This is a genomic window from Rhizobium sp. ZW T2_16 (assembly GCF_044987325.1).
GTDB lineage: Bacteria > Pseudomonadota > Alphaproteobacteria > Rhizobiales > Rhizobiaceae > Neorhizobium > Neorhizobium cellulosilyticum.
In genome coordinates, this window is record NZ_JBJDRG010000002.1 from 831,935 (window position 1) to 855,817 (window position 23,883).

General features: G+C 59.1%; 18 protein-coding genes. 17 read left to right on the plus strand and 1 reads right to left on the minus strand.

Going from position 1 to position 23,883, the window contains the following annotated elements; all coding sequences use genetic code 11:
* Nucleotides 1–54 precede the first annotated feature (54 nt).
* The 17 genes from nuoG to dnaE all read left to right on the plus strand — a co-directional run bounded on the left by nuoG (nucleotide 55) and on the right by dnaE (nucleotide 22,496).
* Nucleotides 55–2,136 (plus strand): NADH-quinone oxidoreductase subunit NuoG, encoded by a 2,082-nt coding sequence (nuoG, locus tag ACI3K0_RS09580; RefSeq protein ID WP_183826926.1) that lies wholly within the window; start codon nucleotides 55–57, stop codon nucleotides 2,134–2,136.
* A 7-nt stretch (nucleotides 2,137–2,143) separates the two neighbouring features.
* The gene (nuoH, locus tag ACI3K0_RS09585) at nucleotides 2,144–3,187 is read left to right on the plus strand and encodes an NADH-quinone oxidoreductase subunit NuoH (RefSeq protein ID WP_148148033.1); all 1,044 of its coding nucleotides are present in this window, start codon (nucleotides 2,144–2,146) and stop codon (nucleotides 3,185–3,187) included.
* 39 nt (nucleotides 3,188–3,226) lie between these two features.
* Nucleotides 3,227–3,715 carry an NADH-quinone oxidoreductase subunit NuoI gene (nuoI, locus tag ACI3K0_RS09590; protein WP_139672471.1) on the plus strand — a complete coding sequence of 163 codons (489 nt, stop codon included), beginning with the start codon at nucleotides 3,227–3,229 and terminating at the stop codon, nucleotides 3,713–3,715.
* Nucleotides 3,716–3,838: 123 nt separating this feature from the next.
* Nucleotides 3,839–4,453 carry an NADH-quinone oxidoreductase subunit J gene (locus ACI3K0_RS09595; protein WP_148147967.1) on the plus strand — a complete coding sequence of 205 codons (615 nt, stop codon included), beginning with the start codon at nucleotides 3,839–3,841 and terminating at the stop codon, nucleotides 4,451–4,453.
* A gap of 25 nt (nucleotides 4,454–4,478) precedes the next feature.
* A complete protein-coding gene (gene nuoK, locus ACI3K0_RS09600; RefSeq protein WP_112511603.1) occupies nucleotides 4,479–4,787 on the plus strand; it encodes an NADH-quinone oxidoreductase subunit NuoK in 309 nt (102 codons plus the stop codon).
* Between the two features lie 7 nt (nucleotides 4,788–4,794).
* Nucleotides 4,795–6,786 carry an NADH-quinone oxidoreductase subunit L gene (gene nuoL / locus ACI3K0_RS09605; protein WP_183826923.1) on the plus strand — a complete coding sequence of 664 codons (1,992 nt, stop codon included), beginning with the start codon at nucleotides 4,795–4,797 and terminating at the stop codon, nucleotides 6,784–6,786.
* Nucleotides 6,786–8,297: an NADH-quinone oxidoreductase subunit M gene (locus ACI3K0_RS09610; protein WP_206825143.1), complete on the plus strand. Its 1,512-nt coding sequence runs from the start codon at nucleotides 6,786–6,788 to the stop codon at nucleotides 8,295–8,297. The genes nuoL and ACI3K0_RS09610 overlap by 1 nt, the downstream gene beginning before the upstream one ends.
* A 19-nt stretch (nucleotides 8,298–8,316) precedes the next feature.
* Nucleotides 8,317–9,759 carry an NADH-quinone oxidoreductase subunit NuoN gene (gene nuoN / locus ACI3K0_RS09615; RefSeq protein WP_148147970.1) on the plus strand — a complete coding sequence of 481 codons (1,443 nt, stop codon included), beginning with the start codon at nucleotides 8,317–8,319 and terminating at the stop codon, nucleotides 9,757–9,759.
* Nucleotides 9,760–9,761: 2 nt separating this feature from the next.
* Complete coding sequence (locus ACI3K0_RS09620; RefSeq protein WP_404945278.1) at nucleotides 9,762–10,532, plus strand: biotin--[acetyl-CoA-carboxylase] ligase; 771 nt, start codon at nucleotides 9,762–9,764, stop codon at nucleotides 10,530–10,532.
* 8 nt (nucleotides 10,533–10,540) lie between these two features.
* A complete protein-coding gene (locus ACI3K0_RS09625; RefSeq protein WP_404945279.1) occupies nucleotides 10,541–12,211 on the plus strand; it encodes a ribonuclease J in 1,671 nt (556 codons plus the stop codon).
* A 292-nt stretch (nucleotides 12,212–12,503) separates the two neighbouring features.
* The gene (locus ACI3K0_RS09630; protein ID WP_148147973.1) at nucleotides 12,504–12,797 is read left to right on the plus strand and encodes a hypothetical protein; all 294 of its coding nucleotides are present in this window, start codon (nucleotides 12,504–12,506) and stop codon (nucleotides 12,795–12,797) included.
* A gap of 168 nt (nucleotides 12,798–12,965) precedes the next feature.
* On the plus strand, nucleotides 12,966–13,370 hold the full coding sequence (mce, locus tag ACI3K0_RS09635) for a methylmalonyl-CoA epimerase (RefSeq protein ID WP_404945280.1): 405 nt from the start codon (nucleotides 12,966–12,968) through the stop codon (nucleotides 13,368–13,370).
* A gap of 112 nt (nucleotides 13,371–13,482) precedes the next feature.
* Complete coding sequence (locus ACI3K0_RS09640; protein ID WP_404945281.1) at nucleotides 13,483–13,752, plus strand: DUF1467 family protein; 270 nt, start codon at nucleotides 13,483–13,485, stop codon at nucleotides 13,750–13,752.
* An 863-nt stretch (nucleotides 13,753–14,615) separates the two neighbouring features.
* Complete coding sequence (proS, locus tag ACI3K0_RS09645; protein WP_404945282.1) at nucleotides 14,616–15,938, plus strand: proline--tRNA ligase; 1,323 nt, start codon at nucleotides 14,616–14,618, stop codon at nucleotides 15,936–15,938.
* Nucleotides 15,939–16,035: 97 nt separating this feature from the next.
* Nucleotides 16,036–17,343: a lipoprotein-releasing ABC transporter permease subunit gene (locus tag ACI3K0_RS09650; RefSeq protein WP_148147978.1), complete on the plus strand. Its 1,308-nt coding sequence runs from the start codon at nucleotides 16,036–16,038 to the stop codon at nucleotides 17,341–17,343.
* Between the two features lie 14 nt (nucleotides 17,344–17,357).
* The gene (locus tag ACI3K0_RS09655) at nucleotides 17,358–18,044 is read left to right on the plus strand and encodes an ABC transporter ATP-binding protein (RefSeq protein ID WP_148147979.1); all 687 of its coding nucleotides are present in this window, start codon (nucleotides 17,358–17,360) and stop codon (nucleotides 18,042–18,044) included.
* 957 nt (nucleotides 18,045–19,001) lie between these two features.
* A complete protein-coding gene (gene dnaE, locus ACI3K0_RS09660) occupies nucleotides 19,002–22,496 on the plus strand; it encodes a DNA polymerase III subunit alpha (RefSeq protein WP_183826914.1) in 3,495 nt (1,164 codons plus the stop codon).
* A 55-nt stretch (nucleotides 22,497–22,551) separates the two neighbouring features.
* Here dnaE and ACI3K0_RS09665 read toward each other — a convergent pair whose 3' ends face one another.
* Nucleotides 22,552–23,736, minus strand: a complete 1,185-nt coding sequence (locus ACI3K0_RS09665; RefSeq protein WP_183826911.1) for a diguanylate cyclase — start codon at nucleotides 23,734–23,736, stop codon at nucleotides 22,552–22,554.
* Nucleotides 23,737–23,883: the final 147 nt, after the last annotated feature.

Below are 23,883 nucleotides of genomic sequence, written 5' to 3' on the forward strand. Positions count from 1 at the left end.
GAACTATTTCCGGGCCTTGGATGCTCGGGTTGAACACAGGACGTAAGTGATACGATGGCAAAGCTGAAGGTTGACGGCAACGAAATCGAAGTTCCTGACCATTTCACGCTGCTCCAGGCATGCGAGGAAGCGGGAGCCGAGATTCCGCGCTTTTGTTTCCATGAGCGTCTGTCTGTGGCAGGCAACTGCCGCATGTGTCTGATTGAGGTGAAGGGCGGCCCGCCAAAGCCGACGGCCTCCTGCGCCATGGGCGTGCGCGATATCCGCGGCGGCCCGAACGGCGAACTGCCGGAAATCTTCACCAATACGCCTATGGTCAAGAAGGCCCGCGAAGGCGTGATGGAATTCCTGCTGATCAACCATCCGCTGGATTGCCCGATCTGCGACCAGGGCGGCGAATGCGACCTGCAGGACCAGGCGATGGCCTTCGGTATCGACTCGTCTCGTTATGGTGAAAACAAGCGCGCTGTCGAAGACAAGTATATCGGCCCGCTGGTCAAGACCGTAATGAACCGCTGCATCCACTGCACGCGCTGCGTCCGCTTCACCACAGAAGTCGGCGGCATTTCCGAACTCGGCCTGATCGGCCGCGGCGAAGATGCCGAAATCACCACCTATCTCGAACAGGCCATGACCTCCGAGCTTCAGGGCAACGTCGTTGACCTCTGCCCGGTCGGCGCTCTAACCTCGAAACCTTTCGCCTTCACCGCCCGTCCGTGGGAACTCGGCAAGACGGAATCGATCGACGTCATGGATGCCGTCGGCTCCGCCATCCGCGTCGACACCCGTGGCCGCGAAGTCATGCGCATCATGCCGCGCGTCAACGAACAGGTGAACGAGGAGTGGATTTCTGACAAGACCCGCTTCATCTGGGATGGCCTGAAGACCCAGCGTCTCGACCGTCCTTACGTCCGCAAAGATGGCCGCCTGCAGCCCGCAAGCTGGGGTGAAGCCTTCGCGGCCGTCAAGGCTGCCGTTTCCGCAACCTCGGGCGACAAGATCGGCGCAATTGCCGGTGACCTCGCTTCCGTCGAGGAAATGTATGCGTTGAAGCAGATTCTGTCTTCGCTCGGATCGGAAAACCTCGACTGTCGCCAGGACGGGACGGCGCTTGATCCGTCGCTTGGCCGCGCAAGCTACCTCTTCAATCCGACCATCGAAGGCATCGAACAGGCCGGCGCTCTGCTCATCATCGGTGCCAACCCGCGCCTCGAAGCCGCCGTCCTCAACGCCCGCATCCGCAAGCGCTTCCGCCGCGGCAACTTCCCGATCGGCGTGATCGGCGAAGTCAACGAGCTGCGTTACCCTTACGACTATCTTGGTGCAGGTCCGGAAACGCTTTCCGATCTGGCCTCGGGTGTAAACAGCTTTGCCGAAAAGCTGCGTGGCGCAAAGAACCCGATGATTATCGTAGGGCAGGGGGCTCTCACCCGTCCGGATGGTCTGGCTGTTCTTCAGGCTGCAGCGCAGCTCGCAGGCTCGGTCGGTGCCCTGACGGAAGAGTGGAACGGTTTTGCCGTCCTCCACACCGCAGCCTCCCGCGTCGGCGGTCTCGACCTCGGTTTCGTTCCGGGTGCGAAGGGCGCAGATGCTGCGACCATGCTGCGCTCGATGGACGTTCTCTTCCTGCTCGGCGCTGACGAGATGAACTTCTCGGCCAAGTACGCCAAGACGACGATCTATATCGGCAGCCACGGCGATCATGGCGCAATGAACGCCGATATCATCCTGCCGGGTGCGGCCTATACCGAAAAGTCCGGTACCTGGGTCAATACCGAAGGCCGCGTCCAGATGGGCAACCGCGCCGGCTTCGCGCCGGGCGAAGCCCGCGAGGAATGGGCGATCCTGCGTGCGCTCTCCGATGTGCTCGGCAAGAAACTGCCCTTCGACAGTCTCCAGGCTCTACGCGCCAAGCTTTATCAGGACCACCCGCATTTTGCGCAGATCGATGAGATCGCTGCAGGCTCGGTCAACGATGTAGCAGCGCTCGGCCAAAAGGCCGGCGAAATGACCAAGGGCGGCTTCTCTTCGCCGATCAAGGATTTTTACCTGACCAACCCGATTGCCCGTTCCTCTGCCGTCATGGCTGAGTGCTCGGCATTGGCCCGCAACAACTTCCAGGCTGCGGCGGAGTGATATGAATATGGATTCGTTCTTCTGGACCTACGTTTGGCCGGCGCTCATCATGCTGGGGCAGTCGCTTCTGCTGCTGGTCTGCCTTCTGGTCTTCATTGCCTATATCCTTCTGGCCGACCGCAAGATCTGGGCCGCCGTACAGCTGCGCCGCGGCCCCAACATCGTTGGTCCGTTCGGCCTGTTCCAGTCCTTCGCCGACCTTTTGAAGTTCGTCTTCAAGGAGCCGATCATCCCGGCTGGTGCCAACAAGGCCGTCTTCCTTCTGGCGCCGCTCGTTTCCGTGACGCTGGCGCTCGCCACTTGGGCAGTCATTCCGCTCAATGAAGGCTGGGCCATCGCCGATATCAATGTCGGCATTCTCTACATCTTCGCGATCTCCTCGCTGGAGGTCTACGGGATCATCATGGCGGGTTGGGCATCCAACTCCAAATACCCGTTCCTCGGTGCGCTCCGTTCCGCGGCCCAGATGGTGTCCTACGAAGTCTCGATCGGTTTCGTCATCGTTGCCGTCCTTCTCTGCGTTGGCTCGCTGAACCTGACGGATATCGTCATGTCGCAGCAGGACGGCCTTGGCACCAAGCTCGGCCTGCCGAACTCCTTCCTCGACTGGCACTGGCTGTCGCTCTTCCCGATGTTCGTGATCTTCTTCATCTCGGGTCTTGCCGAAACCAACCGTCCGCCCTTCGATCTTCCGGAAGCGGAATCCGAACTGGTCGCCGGCTACATGGTCGAATACGGCTCGGCTCCGTACATGATGCTGATGCTGTCGGAATATGCCGCCATCCTGATGGTCTGCTCGCTGACGACCATTCTCTTCCTTGGCGGCTGGCTGCCCCCGGTCGATATCGCCATCCTCAACTGGGTGCCGGGCGTCATCTGGTTCGTGCTCAAGGGCACAATGGTCTTCTTCATGATCGCCATGGTGAAGGCATTCGTACCGCGCTACCGCTATGACCAGCTCATGCGCCTCGGCTGGAAAGTCTTCCTTCCGCTGTCGCTCATCATGTTGATCATCGTTGCATTCGTGCTGAAACTGACGGGATGGGCTTGATTATGACCGGTCCGTTCCTCGGCATCATTGGAGAATAAGATGGCTATTGCACAGGCTATCAACTCGCTGTTCCTGAAGGAGTTCGTCGGCGCCTTCTTCCTGTCGATGAAGTATTTCTTCAAGCAGAAGGCCACGATTAACTACCCGTTCGAAAAGGGGCCGGTTTCACCGCGCTTCCGTGGCGAGCATGCGCTGCGCCGTTATCCGAACGGGGAGGAGCGCTGCATCGCCTGCAAGCTGTGCGAGGCGATCTGTCCCGCTCAGGCGATCACCATCGAAGCCGGTCCGCGCCGCAATGACGGCACCCGTCGCACGGTGCGTTACGATATCGACATGGTGAAGTGCATCTATTGCGGCTTCTGCCAGGAGGCATGCCCGGTCGACGCGATCGTCGAAGGCCCGAATTTCGAGTTCTCGACGGAAACCCGCGAAGAGCTTTATTTCGATAAGGCACGGCTTCTGGAAAATGGCGATCGCTGGGAACGGGAGATCGCCCGCAATATCGCAATGGATGCGCCTTACCGGTAAGGCGCATTCGCCGGATGGCTTGATGCTTCCGGCTCATTCAAATTCATACCGGCGCTTAAATGGCACCGGTCGGGCGGGTAGGGCGGAAAGCCCGATCTCGACGAGGGACGAGAAGGCACCACGATGGGTCTGCAGGCACTATTCTTCTATCTGTTCGCGTTCATCGCCGTCGCGTCGGCGTTCATGGTCATTTCGTCCAGGAACCCGGTCCACTCGGTTCTCTTTCTCATCGTGGTCTTCTTCAATGCGGCCGGTCTCTTCCTTTTGACCGGCGCTGAATTCCTCGCGATGATCCTGCTGGTTGTCTATATCGGCGCGGTGGCGGTTCTCTTCCTCTTCGTCGTGATGATGCTCGACATCGATTTCGCCGAGCTGAAATCCGGCGTCCTGCAATATGCCCCGATCGGCATGCTGGTCGGTCTGGTGGTCGCGGCCGAGCTGATCCTCGTCATCGGCTCGAGCGTGCTGTCGCCGGAAGCCGCGCAGTCGATAACAATGCCTATCCCGAACCCGGCAGAGCGCACGAATACTGCCGCTCTCGGGGACGTGCTCTACACCCACTATGTCTATTTCTTCCAGATCGCCGGCATGGTTCTGCTGGTGGCGATGATCGGCGCGATCGTGCTGACCCTGCGCCACCGCCAGAACATCAAGCGTCAGGATGTTTCGCGCCAGGTCGCCCGCACGCCGGAAACCGCCGTCGAGGTGGTCAAGGTCAAGCCGGGCCAAGGGCTCTGAGGAAGCGGGAAAAAGGAACAGTAAAATGGAAATCGGTCTTTCCCACTATCTCACGGTCAGCGCCATCCTCTTCACGCTTGGCGTTTTCGGCATCTTCCTGAACCGCAAGAACGTCATCATCATCCTGATGTCGATCGAGCTCATCCTGCTCGCGGTCAATCTCAACATGGTCGCCTTCTCGTCGTTCCTGAACGACATCGTCGGCCAGGTCTTTGCTTTGTTCATTCTGACTGTCGCGGCTGCGGAGGCCGCCATCGGTCTTGCAATTCTTGTCGTCTTCTACCGCAACCGCGGCTCGATCGCCGTCGACGACGTCAATGTGATGAAGGGCTGATCGGGTCATGATCTACAAGCTTATCGTCTTCCTTCCTCTGGTCGGCTTCCTGATCGCGGGCCTGTTCGGTCGCCAGATCGGCACCAAGGCCTCGGAATTCGTCACCTGCGGCCTGATGGCCGTGGTCGCGGTTCTCTCCTGGGTCGTCTTCTTCCAGGTGGCGCTCGGTTCCCAGGAAACCATGAGCGTCGAGGTCTTGCGCTGGATCCAATCCGGCAATATCGACGTCTTCTGGGCGCTTCGCATCGACACGCTGACTTCGGTCATGTTCGTCGTCGTCAACACGGTGTCTTTCCTCGTGCATGTCTATTCCGTTGGTTACATGCACACCGATCCGCATCGTCCGCGCTTCTTCGCCTATCTGTCGCTCTTCACCTTCACGATGCTGATGCTCATCACGTCGGATAACCTGCTGCAGATGTTCTTCGGCTGGGAAGGCGTCGGTCTCGCATCCTATCTGCTGATCGGCTTCTGGTACGATCGCCCGTCGGCCAATGCGGCTGCCATGAAGGCCTTCATCGTCAACCGCGTCGGTGACTTCGGCTTCATGCTCGGCATCGCCGCCGTCTTCGTCATGTTCGGCTCGATCAACTTCGAGACCATCTTCGCCAATGCCGGCACTTATCTGCCGGCCGAAGGGTCTCCGGAAGCAGCTCGCGTCATCTTCGACGTCTTCGGCCTGACGCTGACCCGCGAAGGCGCGCTGACTGCCGCCTGCCTGCTGCTCTTCATGGGCGCGATGGGCAAGTCGGCGCAGTTCCTGCTGCACACCTGGCTGCCGGACGCCATGGAAGGCCCGACCCCGGTCTCGGCCCTCATCCATGCCGCAACCATGGTCACCGCCGGCGTCTTCCTCGTTGCCCGCATGTCGCCTTTGTTCGAACAGTCGCCGGATGCACTGACCGTTGTCACGATCATCGGCGCGATCACGGCTTTCTTCGCAGCGACCGTCGGTCTCGTGCAGAACGATATCAAGCGTGTCATCGCCTATTCGACCTGCTCGCAGCTCGGCTACATGTTCGTGGCTCTCGGCATCGGCGCTTATGGCGCGGCGATCTTCCACCTCTTCACCCACGCCTTCTTCAAGGCTCTGTTGTTCCTGTGCGCCGGCTCGGTCATCCATGCCGTTGATGGCGAGCAGGACATGCGCAAGATGGGTGGTCTGAGAAAGCACATCCCGGTCACCTTCTGGATGATGACGATCGGCACGCTGGCATTGACCGGCGTCGGCATCCCCTTCACGCCGATCGGTTTTGCGGGCTTCTTCTCCAAGGACGTCATCATCGAGGCATCCTATGCCTCGCATTCGGCGGTCTCGGGCTTTGCCTTCACGTTGCTCGTCATCGCAGCGCTGTTCACCAGCTTCTACTCCTGGCGTCTGGCATTCCTAACCTTCTTCGGCAAGGAGCGCGCCAGCCACGAGGTCATGCATCACGTGCATGAAAGCCCGAACGTCATGCTGATCCCGCTCTATGTACTGGCCATCGGCGCGGTGCTCGCCGGCGTGATCTTCCAGGGAATGTTCTACGGTGACGCCTACGAGGGCTTCTGGAAGGGCGCGCTCTTCACCTCCGAGCACAACGAACTGCTGCACGAATTCCATCACGTGCCGTTCCTCGTCGTCCTGTCGCCCTTCATCGCCATGCTGATCGGCTTCGTCACCGCCTGGTACTTCTACATCAAGTCGCCAGAGACACCGAAGAAACTAGCGGCCGCACAGCCGGGCCTCTACCAGTTCCTGCTCAACAAGTGGTATTTCGACGAACTCTACGACTTCCTGTTCGTCCGTTCCGCCAAGGCTCTCGGCCGCTTCTTCTGGCAGAAGGTCGATGTCGGTACGATCGACCACTTCGGACCCAACGGCGTTGCTGCTCGGGTGGTTGACACCGCCAACCGCGTCGTGCGCCTGCAGACCGGTTACCTCTATCACTATGCCTTCACGATGCTGCTTGGCGTCGCTGCCCTGATTACCTGGATGATGCTCGGGAGTTCTGTCTGATGACCGATTGGCCTATTCTTTCCACGGTCACCTTCCTCCCGATGGTGGGCGTGCTGTTGCTGGTGTTCACCCGCGACGACACCGACGACGGTCGCCAGAACGTCATGATCATCTCGTTGATCACGACGATCATCACATTCCTCCTGTCGCTGGTCGTCTGGTACGGCTTTGACGGCTCCAGCGCCGATTACCAGATGGTCGAGCAGTATTACTGGCTCGGCAAGGGCATCAGTTACCATATCGGCGTCGATGGCTTGTCCGTCATGTTCGTCGTGCTGGCGACCTTCCTCATGCCGTTCGGCGTGTTGACCAGCTGGAAGGCGATCACGCTGCATGCGCGTGAATACATGATCGCCTTCCTGGTTCTGGAAGTGCTGATCGTCGGCGTCTTCGTGTCGATGGACCTCGTGCTCTTCTACGTCTTCTTCGAAGCGAGCTTGATTCCGATGTTCCTCATCATCGGCGTCTGGGGCGGACCGCGTCGCATCTACGCGTCGATGAAGTTCTTCCTTTATACGCTGGCCGGTTCGGTCTTCATGCTGGTCGGCATCCTTGTCATGTATGCGGAAGTCGGCACCACCTCCATTCCAGTCCTGCTTGCCTACAAGTTCTCGCCGGAAATGCAGTTCTGGCTGTTCCTGGCCTTCTTCTTGTCGTTCGCCGTCAAGGTGCCGATGTGGCCGTTCCACACCTGGTTGCCGGATGCGCACGTAGAAGCCCCGACGGCCGGCTCGGTCGACCTTGCGGCTCTGCTGCTGAAGTTCGGCGGTTACGGCTTCCTGCGCTTCTCGCTGCCGATGTTCCCCTTGGCGTCCGACTATTTCACGCCGATGATCCTCACCCTGTCGGTCATCGCCATTATCTACGCCTCGCTCGTGGCTCTGATGCAGTCCGACATCAAGAAGATGATCGCCTATTCCTCCGTCGCCCACATGGGTTACGTGACGATGGCCATCTTCGCGGTCAACCAGCAGGGTCTGCACGGCGCTATCTTCCAGATGCTGTCGCACGGCGTCATCTCCGGCGCGCTCTTCCTCTGCGTCGGCATTGTCTACGAACGTACCCATACGCGTAACATCGGCGATTACGGTGGTCTCGTGCACCGCATGCCGAAATACGCGCTGGCCTTCCTGATCTTCACCATGGCCAATGTCGGCCTGCCGGGCACTTCCGCCTTCGTCGGCGAATTCCTGGCGACGGTCGGCGTCTTCCGTGTCAGCGTCTGGACGGCGTTCTTCGCCACCACGGGTGTCGTTCTTTCCGCCGCCTACATGCTGTGGCTCTACCGCCGCATGATCTTCGGTCAGGCAAAATCGCCGCTGATGCAGGGCCTTGTGGACATTTCTTTCCGCGAGCACTGCATCGTCTGGCCGCTGATCGTTGTGACCATCTTCTTCGGCATCTATCCTGCGCCGGTCTTCGATGCCTCCGCAGCGACAGTCGACAGAATCGTAACCAATTACCATGCGGCCATCCAGGCCGTGGCGACCGCCGCTCAGGCTGCGAATTGATGACGGGACAGATAAGACTATGACTCCTGAACTCTTCTCTCAAAGTCTGCAGTTTGCTCTGCCCGAAATCATTCTGGCGGTCGGCGCGCTCGTGCTGCTCATGATGGGTGTTTTCATCGGCGAAAAGGCGAACCAGCTGATTTCCGGGCTGGCAATCGCGCTTCTCGCCGTCGTCGGACTGCTGATCACGGTGTCTTCCGGCAATGGCGAAGCCTTCGGCGGTGCCTTCATCGTCGATCCGTTCGCCCGCTTCATGAAGGTCGCGGCAATCGCCGGCTCGATTTTCGCGCTAGCCATGTCAGCCGTTCAGGGCAAGGCCATGCAGCTCGACAAGATCGAATATCCGGTCCTGCTGGTTCTCTCGACGCTCGGCATGCTGCTCTTGATCTCGGCCAATGACCTGATCGCCTTCTATCTCGGCCTCGAGCTGATGTCGCTGGCGCTTTATGTCGTTGCCGCCTTCAACCGCGACAGCCTGCGCTCGACCGAAGCTGGCCTGAAATATTTCGTCCTCGGTGCGCTGTCTTCCGGGATGCTGCTCTACGGCATGTCGCTGGTCTACGGCTTCACCGGCAACACCGGATTCCAGGAAATCGCGTCCGTCCTTTCTTCGGAAACCCGTGGCCTCGGCCTGATTTTCGGCATGGTCTTCATCCTCGCCGGCGCCTGCTTCAAGATTTCCGCGGTTCCTTTCCACATGTGGACGCCGGACGTTTATGAAGGTGCACCGACCCCGGTTACCGCCTTCTTCGCAGCCGGCCCGAAGATCGCTGCCATGGCGATCCTCATCCGTCTGACCTCGGAGACCTTCCTGCCGCTCATCGGCGACTGGCGCCAGATCATCGTCTTCGTGGCGATTGCCTCCATGGCGCTCGGCTCCTTTGCCGCCGTCGGCCAGAAGAACATCAAGCGCCTGATGGCCTATTCCTCCATTGGCCACATGGGCTTCGCGCTTGTCGGCCTGTCGGCAGGCAGCGAAAGCGGCGTTTCCGGTGTCGCCCTCTACATGCTCATCTACATGATGATGTCCTTCGGCACCTTTGCCTGCATCATGTCGATGCGCCGCCCGGATGGCACCTATGTCGAGGAGATCGACGAGCTTGCTGGCCTCTTTGCCAGAAAGCCGTTCATGGCGGTGGTACTGACCGCGCAGATGTTCTCCATGGCAGGCATTCCGCCGCTCGCAGGCTTCTTCGCCAAATATTACGTATTCCTGGCGGCCGTCGAAGCAGGTCTCTTCACGCTTGCCGTCATCGGCTTCCTGATGTCTGTCGTCGCAGCCTACTACTACCTGCGCATCGTCAAGCTGATGTGGTTCGATGATCCGAAGGGCGAATTCGAGCGCACACCCGGAGAACTACGCTTCATCTTCGGCATTTCCGGCCTGCTGATCACCACCTACATCCTCTATGGCGGCCCGATCGGCTCCGCGGCGGATGCGGCTGCACGGTCGTTCTTCTGAGAATGGCGGGAGAGAAGAGCCGCTTCTCGCTCGAAGCTTTCCGTCATGTCGCCTTCGACGACATAGGATCCACCAATAGCGAATGTCTCGCCCGCGCTCGCGCGGGCGATCCCGGTTTGTTGTGGGTGACGTCTGCCCGTCAGACCGAAGGGCGTGGCCGACGCGGCCGCGCCTGGACCTCCGAGCCGGGCAATCTCTACGCCTCGCTGCTGCTGATCGATCCTGCCCCCATGGAGCGCGTGGCCTCCTTGCCGCTCGCGGTGGCGGTCGCTGTCCATGACGCCGTCAAGGCGATCCTGCCGCCCGGCGACGCCGCCCTGCAGGTCAAATGGCCGAATGACATCCTGATCAATCGCAGAAAGACCTGTGGTATCCTGCTTGAGGGCGAGCCGCTTGCCGGCGGAAAGCGGGCTCTGGTCATTGGCATTGGTGTCAATATCCGCCATATGCCCGACAGCGCGCCTTATGGCGTCACCCGTCTTTCCGATCACGGTGCGGCGATTTCGCCGGATGAACTTTTCGCCCATCTTTATCAGTCCATGGCTTTGGCGCTCGATTTGTGGGATGAGGGAAGGGGCACCGCCGAAATCGTGCGCCGCTGGCGGGAGGTCGCCTGCGGCGTCGGCGAGCGTATTACCGTCAATCTTCCCGACAGGTCGCTGGAGGGCAGATTTGCCGGAATCGACGACGGCGGCCTGCTGTTACTCGACATGGGGGGTGGACAAGTCCTGCCGATCGCGGCAGGTGATGTATTCTTTATGAAAACGGAATAAGAAGAAGAATGGCTAATCAAGACGAACTGGTGTTTCTGCCGCTGGGCGGCGTGGGCGAGATCGGCATGAACCTCGCTCTCTATGGCTACGGACCGCCACAGAAGCGTCAGTGGATCATGGTCGATGCGGGCGTGACCTTCCCGGGTCCCGATCTTCCGGGCGTAGATCTCGTTCTTCCCGACATCCGTTTCCTTGCCTCGCAGCGCAACAATCTCAAGGGCATGATCATCACCCATGCGCATGAGGACCATTACGGCGCGCTGAACGATCTTTGGCCGGGCCTCAACGTACCGGTCTATGCCTCGCCCTTTACCGCCGGCATGCTGGAAGCCAAGCGCAAATATGAAGGCGATCGCGCCGAGATCCCGATCACCATCTTCAAGGCCGGCGACCGCATCAATGTCGGACCATTCGAGATCGAGGCCGTCGGCGTCAACCACTCCATCCCCGAGCCGATGTCGCTGGTCATCCGCACCCCGCTCGGCAATGTCGTCCACACCGGCGACTGGAAGATCGATGCCAAGCCGACACTCGGTCCGCTCACAGACGAGGCGCGTTTCCGCGCCATAGGCGACGAGGGCGTGCTGGCGCTGATGTGCGACAGCACCAACGCACTGCGCGAAGGCGTTTCGCCATCTGAAGAAGAAGTCTCCGCCGGCCTGCAGAAGGTGATCGAGGAAGCCGAGGGCAGGGTAGCTGTCACCACCTTCTCGTCCAATGTCGGCCGTATCCGCTCGATCGCGGAAGCAGCAAACGCAGCTGGTCGCGAAGTCCTGTTGCTCGGTTCGTCGCTGAAACGCGTCGTCAATGTTGCGCAGGATATCGGCATCATGGAAGGCCTTAAACCCTTCCTCGCCGAAGACGAATACGGCTACATCCCGCGCGATAAGGTCGTCGTCATCCTGACCGGCAGCCAGGGCGAGTCCCGCGCGGCGCTGGCGAAGATTTCCCGCGATGAGATGCGCCATGTGGCGCTCACCAAGGGCGATACGGTCGTCTTTTCCTCACGCACCATCCCGGGCAATGAAAAGCCGATTATCGAGATCAAGAACGCGCTGATCGAACAGGGCATCAAGATCGTCACCGATTCCGATGCGCTCGTGCACGTTTCCGGCCACCCGCGCCGCAACGAACTTTTGAAAATGTACGAGTGGACAAGGCCTCAGATCCTCGTTCCCGTTCATGGCGAGGCGGCCCACCTGACGGCCCAGGCCGAACTTGGTGCATCCGCCGGCATTGGCGAGATCCCGCGCGTCCGCAACGGCAACATCCTGCGCCTTGCGCCCGGTCCGGCGGAAGTCATCGACGACGCTCCCTTCGGCCGCATCTACAAGGATGGCAAGCTGATCGGCGATCTGGACGAAATGGGCATCAGCGATCGCCGCAAGCTCTCCTTTGTCGGCCATGTCTCGGTCAATATCCTGCTCGACCAGCGCTATGAATTCCTCGCCGACCCCGATCTCGTCTCCTTCGGCCTGCCGGAATTCGACGACGAGGGCGAGGATATGGACGACGGTCTTTATGATGCTGTTCTTGGAGCCGTCGAAAGCATCCCGCGCGCCCGCCGCAAGGATCTCGATACCGTACGCGAATCCGTTCGCCGCGCCGTCCGCTCGGCCGCCAATATCGCCTGGGGCAAGAAGCCTGTGGTCACGGTGTTCGTAACAAGGGTTCAGTAGGGGAGCTTGCTTATGCGGAGTGTAGCGAGCTGCACTCCGCATCTCCCCCGGAGAGGTATGTCACGTCGCTAGCGATGACGCTTTCCCGGCGCGCTTAAATCGAGCCTGTTGCGCAAAAAATGTGCAGCAGTTTTGCGCAACAGACATGCTATAAAACAAAGTCTAAAACTCCGCGAGCGAATCCGCAGGATCGCGATATGCTTTAGCGCTTCACTCGGTCATGGGCGTCAGTCATAGTGGAACTCGGCAGACGTGCTTTGCCCCGTCAGCCTCCAAGGAGGAGATGAGCACGATGAGAAAAACGTTAATTTCCTTGGCCGTTGCAACGCTGACCGCGTGCAGTGCTACTGCCGATCCCGAATTGGTCGCGCGCGACTACGGATCCGACATTGCGCCAATCTCGGGTAGCATCACATACGGAGGCCAACCTAGAAGCCGTCTTACCAAGGCGCCCGTCGGCAGCAGCTTCGATCATGAATTTTACAATAGTTTCGGTAACCGGGTTGTTGAACGCTACCGGATACAGCCAGATCGAAGCCTGAAAATCGTCAGCCGTCAGATATTCAACCTGCCATCGGGCGATTGAGACGTTTGCGGGCATGGCGGCCAGAGTGCAGGTCCCGCCACTCAGCCCCGCACCGTCCCGACGTCAAGCCGGGCGTCGTGCTCTAAATTGTCTAAGGGGAGAAGGTGCCGGCAGGCGAATGAGGAGCGGCTGCCTGCCGAAAGCAGGCGCCCGAAAGAGGAGGAACACATGCTCGGCCGAGTAAACCACATCGCCATCGCCGTCCCGATCCTGGACGAAGCCGCCGCGATCTATCGCGATACACTCGGTGCAAAGGTCTCCGAACCGCAAACCCTTCCCGAACACGGCGTCACTGTTATTTTTGTCGAGCTTCCAAATACCAAGATCGAGCTGCTCGAACCGCTCGATGATACATCCCCGATCGCCGCTTTCCTCGAACGCAATCCCTCGGGCGGCATCCACCACATCTGCTACGAAACGCCTGATATCCTCTCTGCCGCCGAAAAGTTGAGTGCCGCCGGCGCGCGTATTCTCGGCGATGGAAAGTCGAAGATCGGCGCCCACGGAAAGCCGGTTCTCTTCCTCCACCCAAAGGATTTCAATGGCACGCTGATCGAGCTGGAGGAAGTCTGATGCGGCGTGCAATGGCGAATAAAATCAATGACTCTGCCGAAAGATCGGAATCATTTTATCAGCGGCTTCAACCGCCTGTTCCGATGATCAAACGCGAGGATGGAGTGTCCGCATGCCAATCCTGACAGTCGTCGCGATCTATTTCATCCTATGGTGGACTGTCCTCTTCTTGGTTCTGCCGCTCGGCTACCGTAGCCAACGTGACGAGGGCGAGGTGACGCTCGGAACTGTCGAGAGTGCGCCTGCGAAATTCCGTGGCGGGCGCGTCATTCTGCTCACCACCGTCATCTCGGCAGCGATCTATCTCGCCTATCATTTTGCATCGGTTTATTTCGGCTTCGGTATCGGCAGCATCCCGAACATCATGCCGAGCTTCAAATAATCCTGCGGTACCAAGTAAGGATCGATGCCGATGCGGGTGGGAGAGTTTCGGGATACCAGGGAGCGGCGGATCGTTCTGGGTATGGTCTACACTGTCGCGGCACTTGCCTTTGCGATGCTTTTTGGCATTCAGGCCTATCGCCGCCACACGCTTCCCCATTCGGTTGCGACGATCCTTGAAATAAGGGAGGAAGAACGAGATGGCGGGCGATCCGGGCATACATCGCGATCATCGGTCTTCTTGAATTTACCCGTGAGGCAAACGGCCAGATCGTCACATGCAGGACGGAAAAGGAGATCGATCGCGGGCGTCACCGCCATGAAATTGGCCAAAAGCTGGATGTGATACCTGCAACCGGCACCTGCGATCGCGTCGATATCATCGGAAAACTGTAATCTGAAAGGCGCTCTGGAAGCATTGTTGCCTGTCGAAAGGCAAAAAAAAACAAGGCATTGAAGCCTTGTTTTTCAGTTTCGCGTGATCCTAACCGTTTCCGGGGCAGCGTCTAGCGCGCCTAAGATCTGATCCTCCCAAGACTTTACCGCGATTGGCATGAATTTGAACTTCATGCCTGTTTTATGGGCTGAAACTAGCTCATAGGTTGGGCTTTGTCATCCTCTTTTTTTGTATTTTTGTGACAGGTGTGGAAAAAATTGCCTTTGGCGCATTTGTCGCACCCCTGCCTTCACGAAAATCACATCTTCCGCAAGTCCTTGCCGATTTTCGCTTCGGTCATCCACGGGCTTTTCGATAGGAGCCGGGTTTCCTTGGCGTCTGGGAACCGGTAATAAGCCACGCAAATGGTCTTCAAATCGGCCGATTCCTGCGAGATGCGGGAGGCCAGTCAAAAGTCGGAAATCACCATGCGCCTGTCCCGCTATTTTATGCCCATCCTGAAGGAAAATCCCAAGGAAGCGGAAATCGTCTCCCACCGTCTGATGCTGCGCGCGGGCATGGTCCGCCAGCAGAGCCAGGGCATCTATTCCTGGCTGCCGCTCGGCAAGAAGGTGCTGGACAAGGTCAACGCCATCATCCGCGAAGAGCAGAACCGTGCAGGCGCCATTGAGCTGCTGATGCCGACGCTGCAGTCTGCCGAACTCTGGCAGGAAAGCGGTCGTTACGAGGCTTACGGCAAGGAAATGCTGCGCATCAAGGATCGCCAGGAGCGTCCGATGCTCTACGGTCCGACCAACGAGGAAATGGTCACCGACATCTTCCGGTCCTACGTCAAGTCCTACAAGAACCTGCCGCTCAACCTCTACCATATCCAGCTGAAGTTCCGCGACGAAATCCGTCCGCGCTTCGGCACCATGCGCTCGCGCGAATTCCTGATGAAGGACGCCTATTCCTTCGACATGACCCGCGAAGATGCGATCCATTCCTATAACAAGATGTTCGTCGCCTACCTGCGCACCTTTGCGCGGCTCGGCATGCGCGCCATCCCGATGCGCGCCGATACCGGCCCGATCGGCGGCAACCACAGCCACGAATTCATCATCCTCGCCGACACCGGTGAATCGGAAGTCTTCAGCCACAAGGCATTTACCGATTTCGAGATCCCGGGAGAAAACACCGATTTCGATGATGTCGCAGGCCTGCAGTCGATCTTCGACAAGTGGACCTCGGTTTATGCCGCAACGTCGGAAATGCACGACGAGGCAGCGTTCAACGCCATTCCCGAAGGTGACCGGCTGTCTGCCCGCGGCATCGAGGTCGGCCACATCTTCTATTTCGGCACAAAATACTCCGAGCCGATGGGCGCAAAGGTGCAGGGACCGGATGGAAAGGAACATCCTGTCCACATGGGATCCTACGGTATCGGCCCGACACGCCTTGTTCCCGCCATCATCGAAGCATCGCATGACGAGAACGGCATCATCTGGCCCGAATCGGTCGCACCCTTCGATGTCGTGGTGATCAACATGAAGCCGGGCGATGCCGCCTGCGACGATATTTCGGAAAAGCTCTACGCCTCGCTCGGCAAAGCCGGCAAGGACGTGCTTTACGACGACAGCGACGATCGCGCCGGCACCAAGTTCGCCACCGCCGATCTGATCGGCGTGCCGGTCCAGATCATCGTCGGCCCGCGCTCTGCAGCCGCAGGTGAGGTCGAGGTCAAGGACCGTAAGACCGGTGCCCGCGAAGTGATGACGCTCGAGGCTGCACTGAACCGGGCAACCGGCTGATAATACTGCCGTTCGGGTTTCCGGCCGGATGACAGAATTGGGTGCTGGACAGGCCGGAATGGCCTGATCCGGCGCCGATCAAGACGAGGAAACGTGAATGGCAAGCGTCGCGGCGGGTCAAGAAAAGCAGAAAGTCGAAAAGGCTCCGAGTGCCGGCGCCTTTTCAGGCTTCGAGCGCATGGTTGCCTGGCGTTACCTGCGCTCGCGCCGCAAGGAAGCCTATATCTCGGTCATCGCCGGGTTTTCCTTCATCGGCATCATGCTGGGGGTTGCCACCCTCATCATCGTCATGGCGGTGATGAACGGTTTCCGCACCGAGCTGATTTCCCGCATCCTCGGCATCAACGGCCACATGATCGTCCAGCCGGTCGACACGCCGCTGAATGATTACGCCGAACTGACAAAGAAATTTTCAGCCGTGCCGGGCGTAAAGATGGCCCTGCCGCTGGTTGAAGGCCAGACGCTTGCCTCCGGTCGCGGTGGCGCAGGTTCCGGCGCGTTGGTCCGTGGTGTCCGCGCCGAGGATCTGGAAAAGCTCACCGAGGTCGCCGGCAATATCAAGCAGGGCGATATCGTCGGGTTTGCCTCGGGGCAGGGCGTTCTGGTCGGGTCCCGGCTTGCGGCACAACTCGGGCTGAATGCCGGCGACCAGATCACGCTGATCTCGCCTGAAGGCGATGTAACCCCGATGGGCGTCAATCCACGCGTCAAGTCCTACACGATCTCGGGCATCTTCGAGATCGGCATGTCGGAATATGACGCGACGATCATCTACATGCCGCTCGAAGAATCGCAGCTCTATTTCAATGCCGAAGGCATCGTTCAGTCGATCGAGCTGTTCATCAACGACCCGGAAGCCGTGGATGAGCTGCGCCCGAAGATAGAGGAGGCCGCCGGCCGTCAGATCTTCATCACCGACTGGCGCCAGCGCAACCAGACCTTCTTCTCCGCGCTGCAGGTCGAACGCAACGTCATGTTCATGATCCTGACGCTGATCGTGCTTGTCGCTGCCTTGAACATCATTTCCGGCCTGATCATGCTGGTAAAGGACAAAGGCTCCGACATCGCCATCCTGCGCACCATGGGAGCAAGTTCCGGCGCGATCATGCGCATCTTCTTCATGACGGGGGCAGCGATCGGTCTTGTCGGCACGCTTGCGGGCGTCGTCCTCGGGGTTGTCGTCTGTCTCAATATCGAAAGTATCCGGCAGTTCTTTTCCTGGCTTTCCGGCACAGTTCTGTTCAACCCGGAACTCTATTTCTTGAGCGAACTGCCCGCTGAAATGAGTGTCAGCGAGACCGTTTCCGTCGTCACCATGGCGCTGGTCCTATCCTTCATCGCCACCATTTTCCCGGCATGGCGAGCTTCCAGGCTCGATCCTGTCCAGGCGCTTCGCTACGAATAGGATCCCATCACCTCATGGCACCGCGTAAATCCGTATTGAAGCTTGCAAATGTCGAACGTCATTATGGCCAGGGAGAAACGACGCTTTCTATTCTGAAAGGCGCCGATTTCGAGCTGAGAACCGGCGAGATCGTCGCACTCGTAGCGCCTTCGGGTACAGGCAAGTCGACGCTCCTTCACCTGGCAGGCCTGCTCGAACATCCAGATAGTGGCGAAGTCTTTGTCGGTGGCCGCTCCTGCAACGATTTGCCGGACGACCAGCGCACCGCCATCCGTCGCTCGGAAATCGGCTTCGTCTACCAGTTCCACCATCTCCTGCCGGAATTCTCGGCGATCGAGAATATCATGATGCCGCAGCTGATCGGCGGCCTGTCCAAGGCCGAGGCGAAGGAGAGGGCAGCACAGCTTCTAGATTACATGCGCATCGGCCATCGCGCCGAACATCGCCCGGCGGAACTCTCCGGCGGCGAGCAGCAGCGTGTCGCGATCGCCCGCGCGGTCGCCAATGCGCCCCGCGTGCTTCTGGCCGACGAACCGACCGGCAATCTCGACCCGAAAACCGCATCTTACGTCTTCGACGCGCTGGAAGCCCTGGTGCGCCAGTCCGGCCTTGCTGCCCTGATCGCCACCCACAACCACGAACTCGCCGCCCGTATGGACCGTCGTGTGACGCTGGAAGCCGGCAAAGTGGTGGAGTTCTGAGGATTGCTTGGCTCCTGCTATCAACTGTGAGGTAGTAACGGCTCGGAGACCTTGCCTCTCCTTAAGAAGTTTAGCACTTAGCCTTTTGGCTAAGACGTTGATTTGTTTAGCGCCGCGATTGTTTCCCTCCCCTTGCGGGAGAGAAAGCAATGTCGAAATCTTAGCCAAAGACTAGGTTTCAGAAATTGCGAGAGAGGGGCTATTCACGCCCGGGGACGTTTCTCCCTCCCGCTCCAACAATCCCAACCATTTATCAATCTTCCATCCCGCACTCAAAGCCCGTGCCTACAATGCCCCGTGCCGCTTCGGCTACACCGGTCCGCATAACAGGCGAGGCGGAACCAGTGACCGGGTGACCCGCCCTTATGCATGCAGATCAGACGGGCTGCGCAGAAATGGCCGGCCCCTGAATAAGGCGTGCGTGTGTCGCACAATCCTGCCGGACGCCCAACCGCCGCTGACGGACCGGAGTTGCGCCGAAAAACACACCGAACGGGACACGCCGAGCGTCACATAGAAAAAAATTCAATTCGAGGCACCCGACGTGCCCCTACCGAAACAAAAAAGCCCAGGTACCGAGGGCGAAATCCGCCTTCAAGTCTGTCCGCTTTAGGAAAGTGTTTACTATCGGGGCGGGGATATGGCGCAAAATTCGTTTCCTTTTTGTTCTGTTATTGACTCCCGTACAAAAAGAGAACAAATTAAAAACATAACGAACACGGGAGACAACGATGACTGACCTTCTTCGTGATATTGCCGCTTTCGCGTCCATCGCAACCTTCGTCGCCACGCTGTCGATGTTGATGATTGCCATGTAACCTTGCTTCGGCGCCCGCACCGGGCGCCGCCGCCTCTGGAGTTCGCTGCCGAAAACCGTTGACCGGTGAATTCAAAACTGGACTTGAGCCGTCGTGCGCTTGAAAATAGAGCGATTGAATCACAGGTACGGCGATAGACATGGCGGAACAGGCAAAGACAGGATCGGCAGACGAAATCCTCGGGGAGACCCCGCAATTCGTCCATCTGCGCCTGCATTCGGCCTACTCGCTGCTCGAAGGTGCGCTTCCGCTCAAGAAGGTCCTCGGCAAGGCCGTCGCGGACAATCAACCCGCGATCGCCATCACCGATACCAACAATCTGTTTGTTGCACTTGAATTCGCCCAAAAGGCGACGGGAGACGGTCTGCAGCCGATCATTGGATGCCAGCTGTCGATCGACATGCAGGACCAGGAAGAGGATCGTCGCGGCAACCAGCTCGCCAAGCTGCCCGCCATCGTTCTCCTCGCCGCCAATGCCGAAGGCTATGAACGGCTGGTCGATCTCGTCAGCCGGGCCTATCTCGGCGGCGAAGGGGTAAGCGAAACCCATATTTGCGCCTCCTGGCTGGATGAGCTTGGCACTGCAGGTCTGATCGCATTGACCGGTGCCGCTTCCGGCCCGGTGGATCGGGCGCTCAAGGAAGGGCATGCGGGACTGGCTGTCGAAAGACTGTTGCGCCTCAAAACCCTGTTTGGCGACAGGCTCTATCTCGAACTGCAGCGACACGGCAATTATGATCGCCGCCATGAGCATCGCATGGTCGATCTCGCCTATGAGCACGATATCCCGTTGGTCGCGACCAACGAGGCCTTTTTTCCCTCCAAGGCTGATTACGATGCCCATGATGCGCTGATGGCGGTTGCCCATGGCGCGATCGTTTCCGACGACAGCCGCTTTCGCCTCACACCGGATCATTACCTGAAAAGCCGCGCCGAAATGGCGAAGCTTTTCGCTGACCTGCCCGAAGCGCTGGAAAACACCGTCGAGATCGCCCGCCGCTGCTCCTTCATCCTGAAGACACGCAATCCCATCCTGCCGCGTTTCACCGGCGTCAGTGATCATCCGGAGGAGGACGAACGCAAGGAAGCCGCCGAGCTTCGCCGCCAGGCGGTCGAGGGGCTGGATCATCGGCTTGAAGAACTTGGGCTGAGTGCCGGTTTCACCGAGAAGGATTATCGCGAACGTCTCGATTTCGAACTGTCGATCATCGAACGGATGAAGTTTCCGGGATACTTCCTTATCGTTGCCGACTTCATCAAATGGGCGAAGCAGCACAATATCCCGGTCGGTCCGGGCCGTGGTTCCGGTGCAGGATCGCTCGTCGCTTACGCGCTCACCATCACCGACGTTGATCCGCTGCGCTTCTCGCTTCTGTTCGAACGCTTCCTCAATCCGGAACGGGTCTCGATGCCCGACTTCGACATCGACTTCTGCCAGGATCGCCGCGAAGAGGTGATCCGCTACGTGCAGCAGAAATATGGCCGAGAGCAGGTGGCGCAGATCATTACCTTCGGTTCGCTGCAGGCGCGCGCGGCATTGCGCGACGTCGGCCGCGTGCTGGAAATGCCCTATGGCCAGGTCGACCGCATCTGCAAGCTGGTGCCGAACAATCCGGCCAACCCGACACCGCTCTCCAAGGCAATCGAGGAAGAGCCGAAATTCCAGGAAGAGGTGGACAAGGAGCCGGTCGTCGGCCGTCTTCTCGATATCGCCCAGAAGATCGAAGGCCTGTACCGTCACGCCTCGACCCACGCCGCCGGTATCGTCATCGGCGATCGCCCGCTGTCGAAACTGGTGCCGATGTATCGAGACCCGCGCTCGGACATGCCGGTCACCCAGTTCAACATGAAATGGGTCGAGCAGGCCGGTCTGGTCAAATTCGACTTCCTCGGCCTGAAGACGCTGACCGTGTTGAAGACGGCGGTCGATTTCTGCCGCAAGCGCGACATCCATGTCGATCTGGCCAAAATACCGCTCGACGACAAGCTGACCTATGAAATGCTGTCGCGCGGCGAAACCGTCGGCGTGTTCCAGGTGGAAAGTGCCGGCATGCGCAAAGCGCTGATCGGCATGAAGCCCGACTGTATCGAAGACATTATCGCGCTTGTGGCGCTCTATCGTCCGGGTCCGATGGAAAACATCCCGACCTACAATGCCCGCAAGCATGGCGAGGAGGAGGTCGAATCGGTTCATCCGTCGATCGACTACCTGCTGAAGGAGACCCAGGGCGTTATCGTCTACCAGGAACAGGTCATGCAGATCGCCCAGGTCCTGTCGGGTTATTCGCTCGGCGAGGCCGATCTTCTGCGCCGCGCCATGGGTAAGAAGATCAAGGAGGAGATGGACAAGCAGAGCGAGCGCTTTGTCGATGGCGCCGTCAAGAACGGCGTATCGAAGCCGCAGGCGAAGAACATTTTCGAACTGCTCGCCAAGTTCGCCAACTACGGCTTCAACAAGTCTCACGCCGCAGCCTACGCTATCGTCTCTTACCAAACGGCCTATATGAAGGCGCATTATCCGGTCGAGTTCCTCGCCGCGACCATGACCTACGATATGGCCAACTCCGAAAAGCTCAACGATTTTCGCGAGGATGCCGGCCGTCTCGGTATCAAGGTTTTCCCGCCGTCGGTTCAGACCTCGTTCCGCCATTTCGAGACGGGCGAGGCGAAGATTTATTATGCACTCGCCGCCATCAAAGGCGTCGGTGAATCGGCTGTCGAGCACATCACGGAAGTTCGCGGCGACAAGCCTTTCGCCGGCATCGAGGATTTCTGCATGCGGATCGACCCCAAGCAGATCAACCGCCGCGTTCTGGAAAGCCTGATTTCCGCTGGTGCTTTCGATTGCTTCGGCCATGACCGAGCCCAGTTGATCGCCGGTCTCGACCGGATCATCGGTTATGCGCAGCGCGCGCAGGAAGAGAAGGTCTCAGGCCAGTCCGATTTCTTCGGTTCCGGCTCCAGCAGTGGCCCCGAAAAACTGATCCTGCCGACATTCAATCCGTGGATGCCGTCGGAAATGCTGATGCGCGAATATCAGGTTCTCGGCTTCTATCTGTCGGCCCACCCGCTCGATACCTACAAGGACGTCCTGTCGAAACTAAGGGTGCAGACCTTTGCCGATTTTGCTGCCTCTGTCCGCCAAGGAGCGACCGCCGGGCGTCTGGCCGGTACGGTGACAGGTCGGCAGGAGCGCAAGACCAAGACCGGCAACAAGATGGGCATCATCACTTTTTCGGACTCATCCGGCCAGTTCGAAGCGGTGCTGTTTTCCGAGGCATTGGCGCAATACCGAGACCTGCTCGAACCCGGCAGGTCGCTGGTCATCACCGTCCAGGCCGACGAGCGGCCGGAAGGCATCGGCCTGCGCATCCAGACGGCTCAGTCGCTGGAAGAACAGTCGATCCGTATGCAGAAGGCACTGCGTGTCTTTGTTCGAGATGCAGGACCGCTGAAGACCGTCGCCAACCATCTGAACATGCGTGGCGAAGGCCTGGTTTATTTCATTGTCATCAAGGAAGACGGCCGCCGCGAGATCGAGGTGGAGCTTACGCAGAGATATCGGCTCTCGCCGGAAATGGCAGCCGCACTCAAGGCCGCGCCCGGTGTGCTGGATGTCGAACTCGTCCAGTAGCAGGCTCGGTTACTTTGGCTGACCGGAAAGAGCTGAGCGTTCGTGGAGGCCGATCCTAGAGACGGCTTTCTCCATGCTGTTCACTTGCCTCGGCCTCGTCGAGGCCCGTGAGCTTGACCTGATTACGCCCGGCATTCTTCGCCGCATAAAGCGCCTGGTCCGCCTGCCGGTAGGCCTCGGCCAGTCTGGCAGCCGAGGTCACGGGAGATACGCCGAAACTCGCGGTGACGATCAGGCCATCGGGCAGATCGGGCAATGTCATTGTTGCGGCCCGCAGCGCCTGAGCAAACAGCGCCGCGGCGCTGATATCGGTGTCGGGCAGGAATATCGCGAACTCTTCGCCGCCGATGCGGCCGAGTGCTGCCCTCTTGGGCGCGCTGTCGTTCATCAATTGCCCAAAACTCTGGATCACCATGTCTCCCACATGATGCCCATACGTGTCGTTGATGCGCTTGAAATGGTCGAGGTCGCAGAGAATGACGGCATGTTTGCCATGCGATGCTGCACTTAGGATGGATTGAACCTGCCGGTTGAACCCGCGCCTGTTGGCGATCGCCGACAGGGTGTCCCTTTCCGATTCACTCCGCTGGTCCGCCATGATCTCAAGCACAAGAGCTGCCAGCAGCGTCAGTCCCACGGCCACCACCAAGATGGCCGTGGCACTCTGTGAGATCAGCGCGTAGTTGGTGTGAATGTAGTCTTTGGCGGCAGAGCCTGCGCCGACCAGAACTGCCAGACCGGCCTTGGCAAAGAAATGCAGGCCGGTGAACAGCGTGAGCATTCCGAGAAAGCGATCGATCATCTGCCGCCCGCGGGAGGCGAGGATGACAAAGGCGCTGTCGAGAAGCACGATTGCGAACGGGCTCTGATAGGAGACGGCCTGTATCAGCGTTCCGCGGGGCATGTCATAGATCACATAACACAAGATGATGCTTGCGCTGACGAAAAACGCAGCGATACGCTTGTCGAGCCTGCGCCCATAGAGATGTCCAATTCCGATCCGCAGCAGCATCATGCCGATCAGAACCGTCGCGAATGCACCAATTGCCCATATCTTTGGGGTGTCCGTATAAGCGACCAGAAGCTCGCAGACCGCAGACAGTGATGCGACGCCGAACCCCGCCGCCAGCCAGAGCGCAGCCCGGCGCGAGCGGCTTCGGGTGGCAACAACGGCGAAGACCGCGCTGAAGCAAACCGCAACGACGAAATTCACGCCCAGGAAAAAAGCTACACCGTTCATCAATCCATCACGGCAGTCAGGATCGCGTTCTTGTACTTTGGAGCGCTGTTTCCTGAACAATAGGCAAGTGTTTTTTGCCGGTTATATCGATCGGCGATCAGCAATCAATTAGCAGATATGCCCTTTCCAAGATTGCTCTGCGGCGAT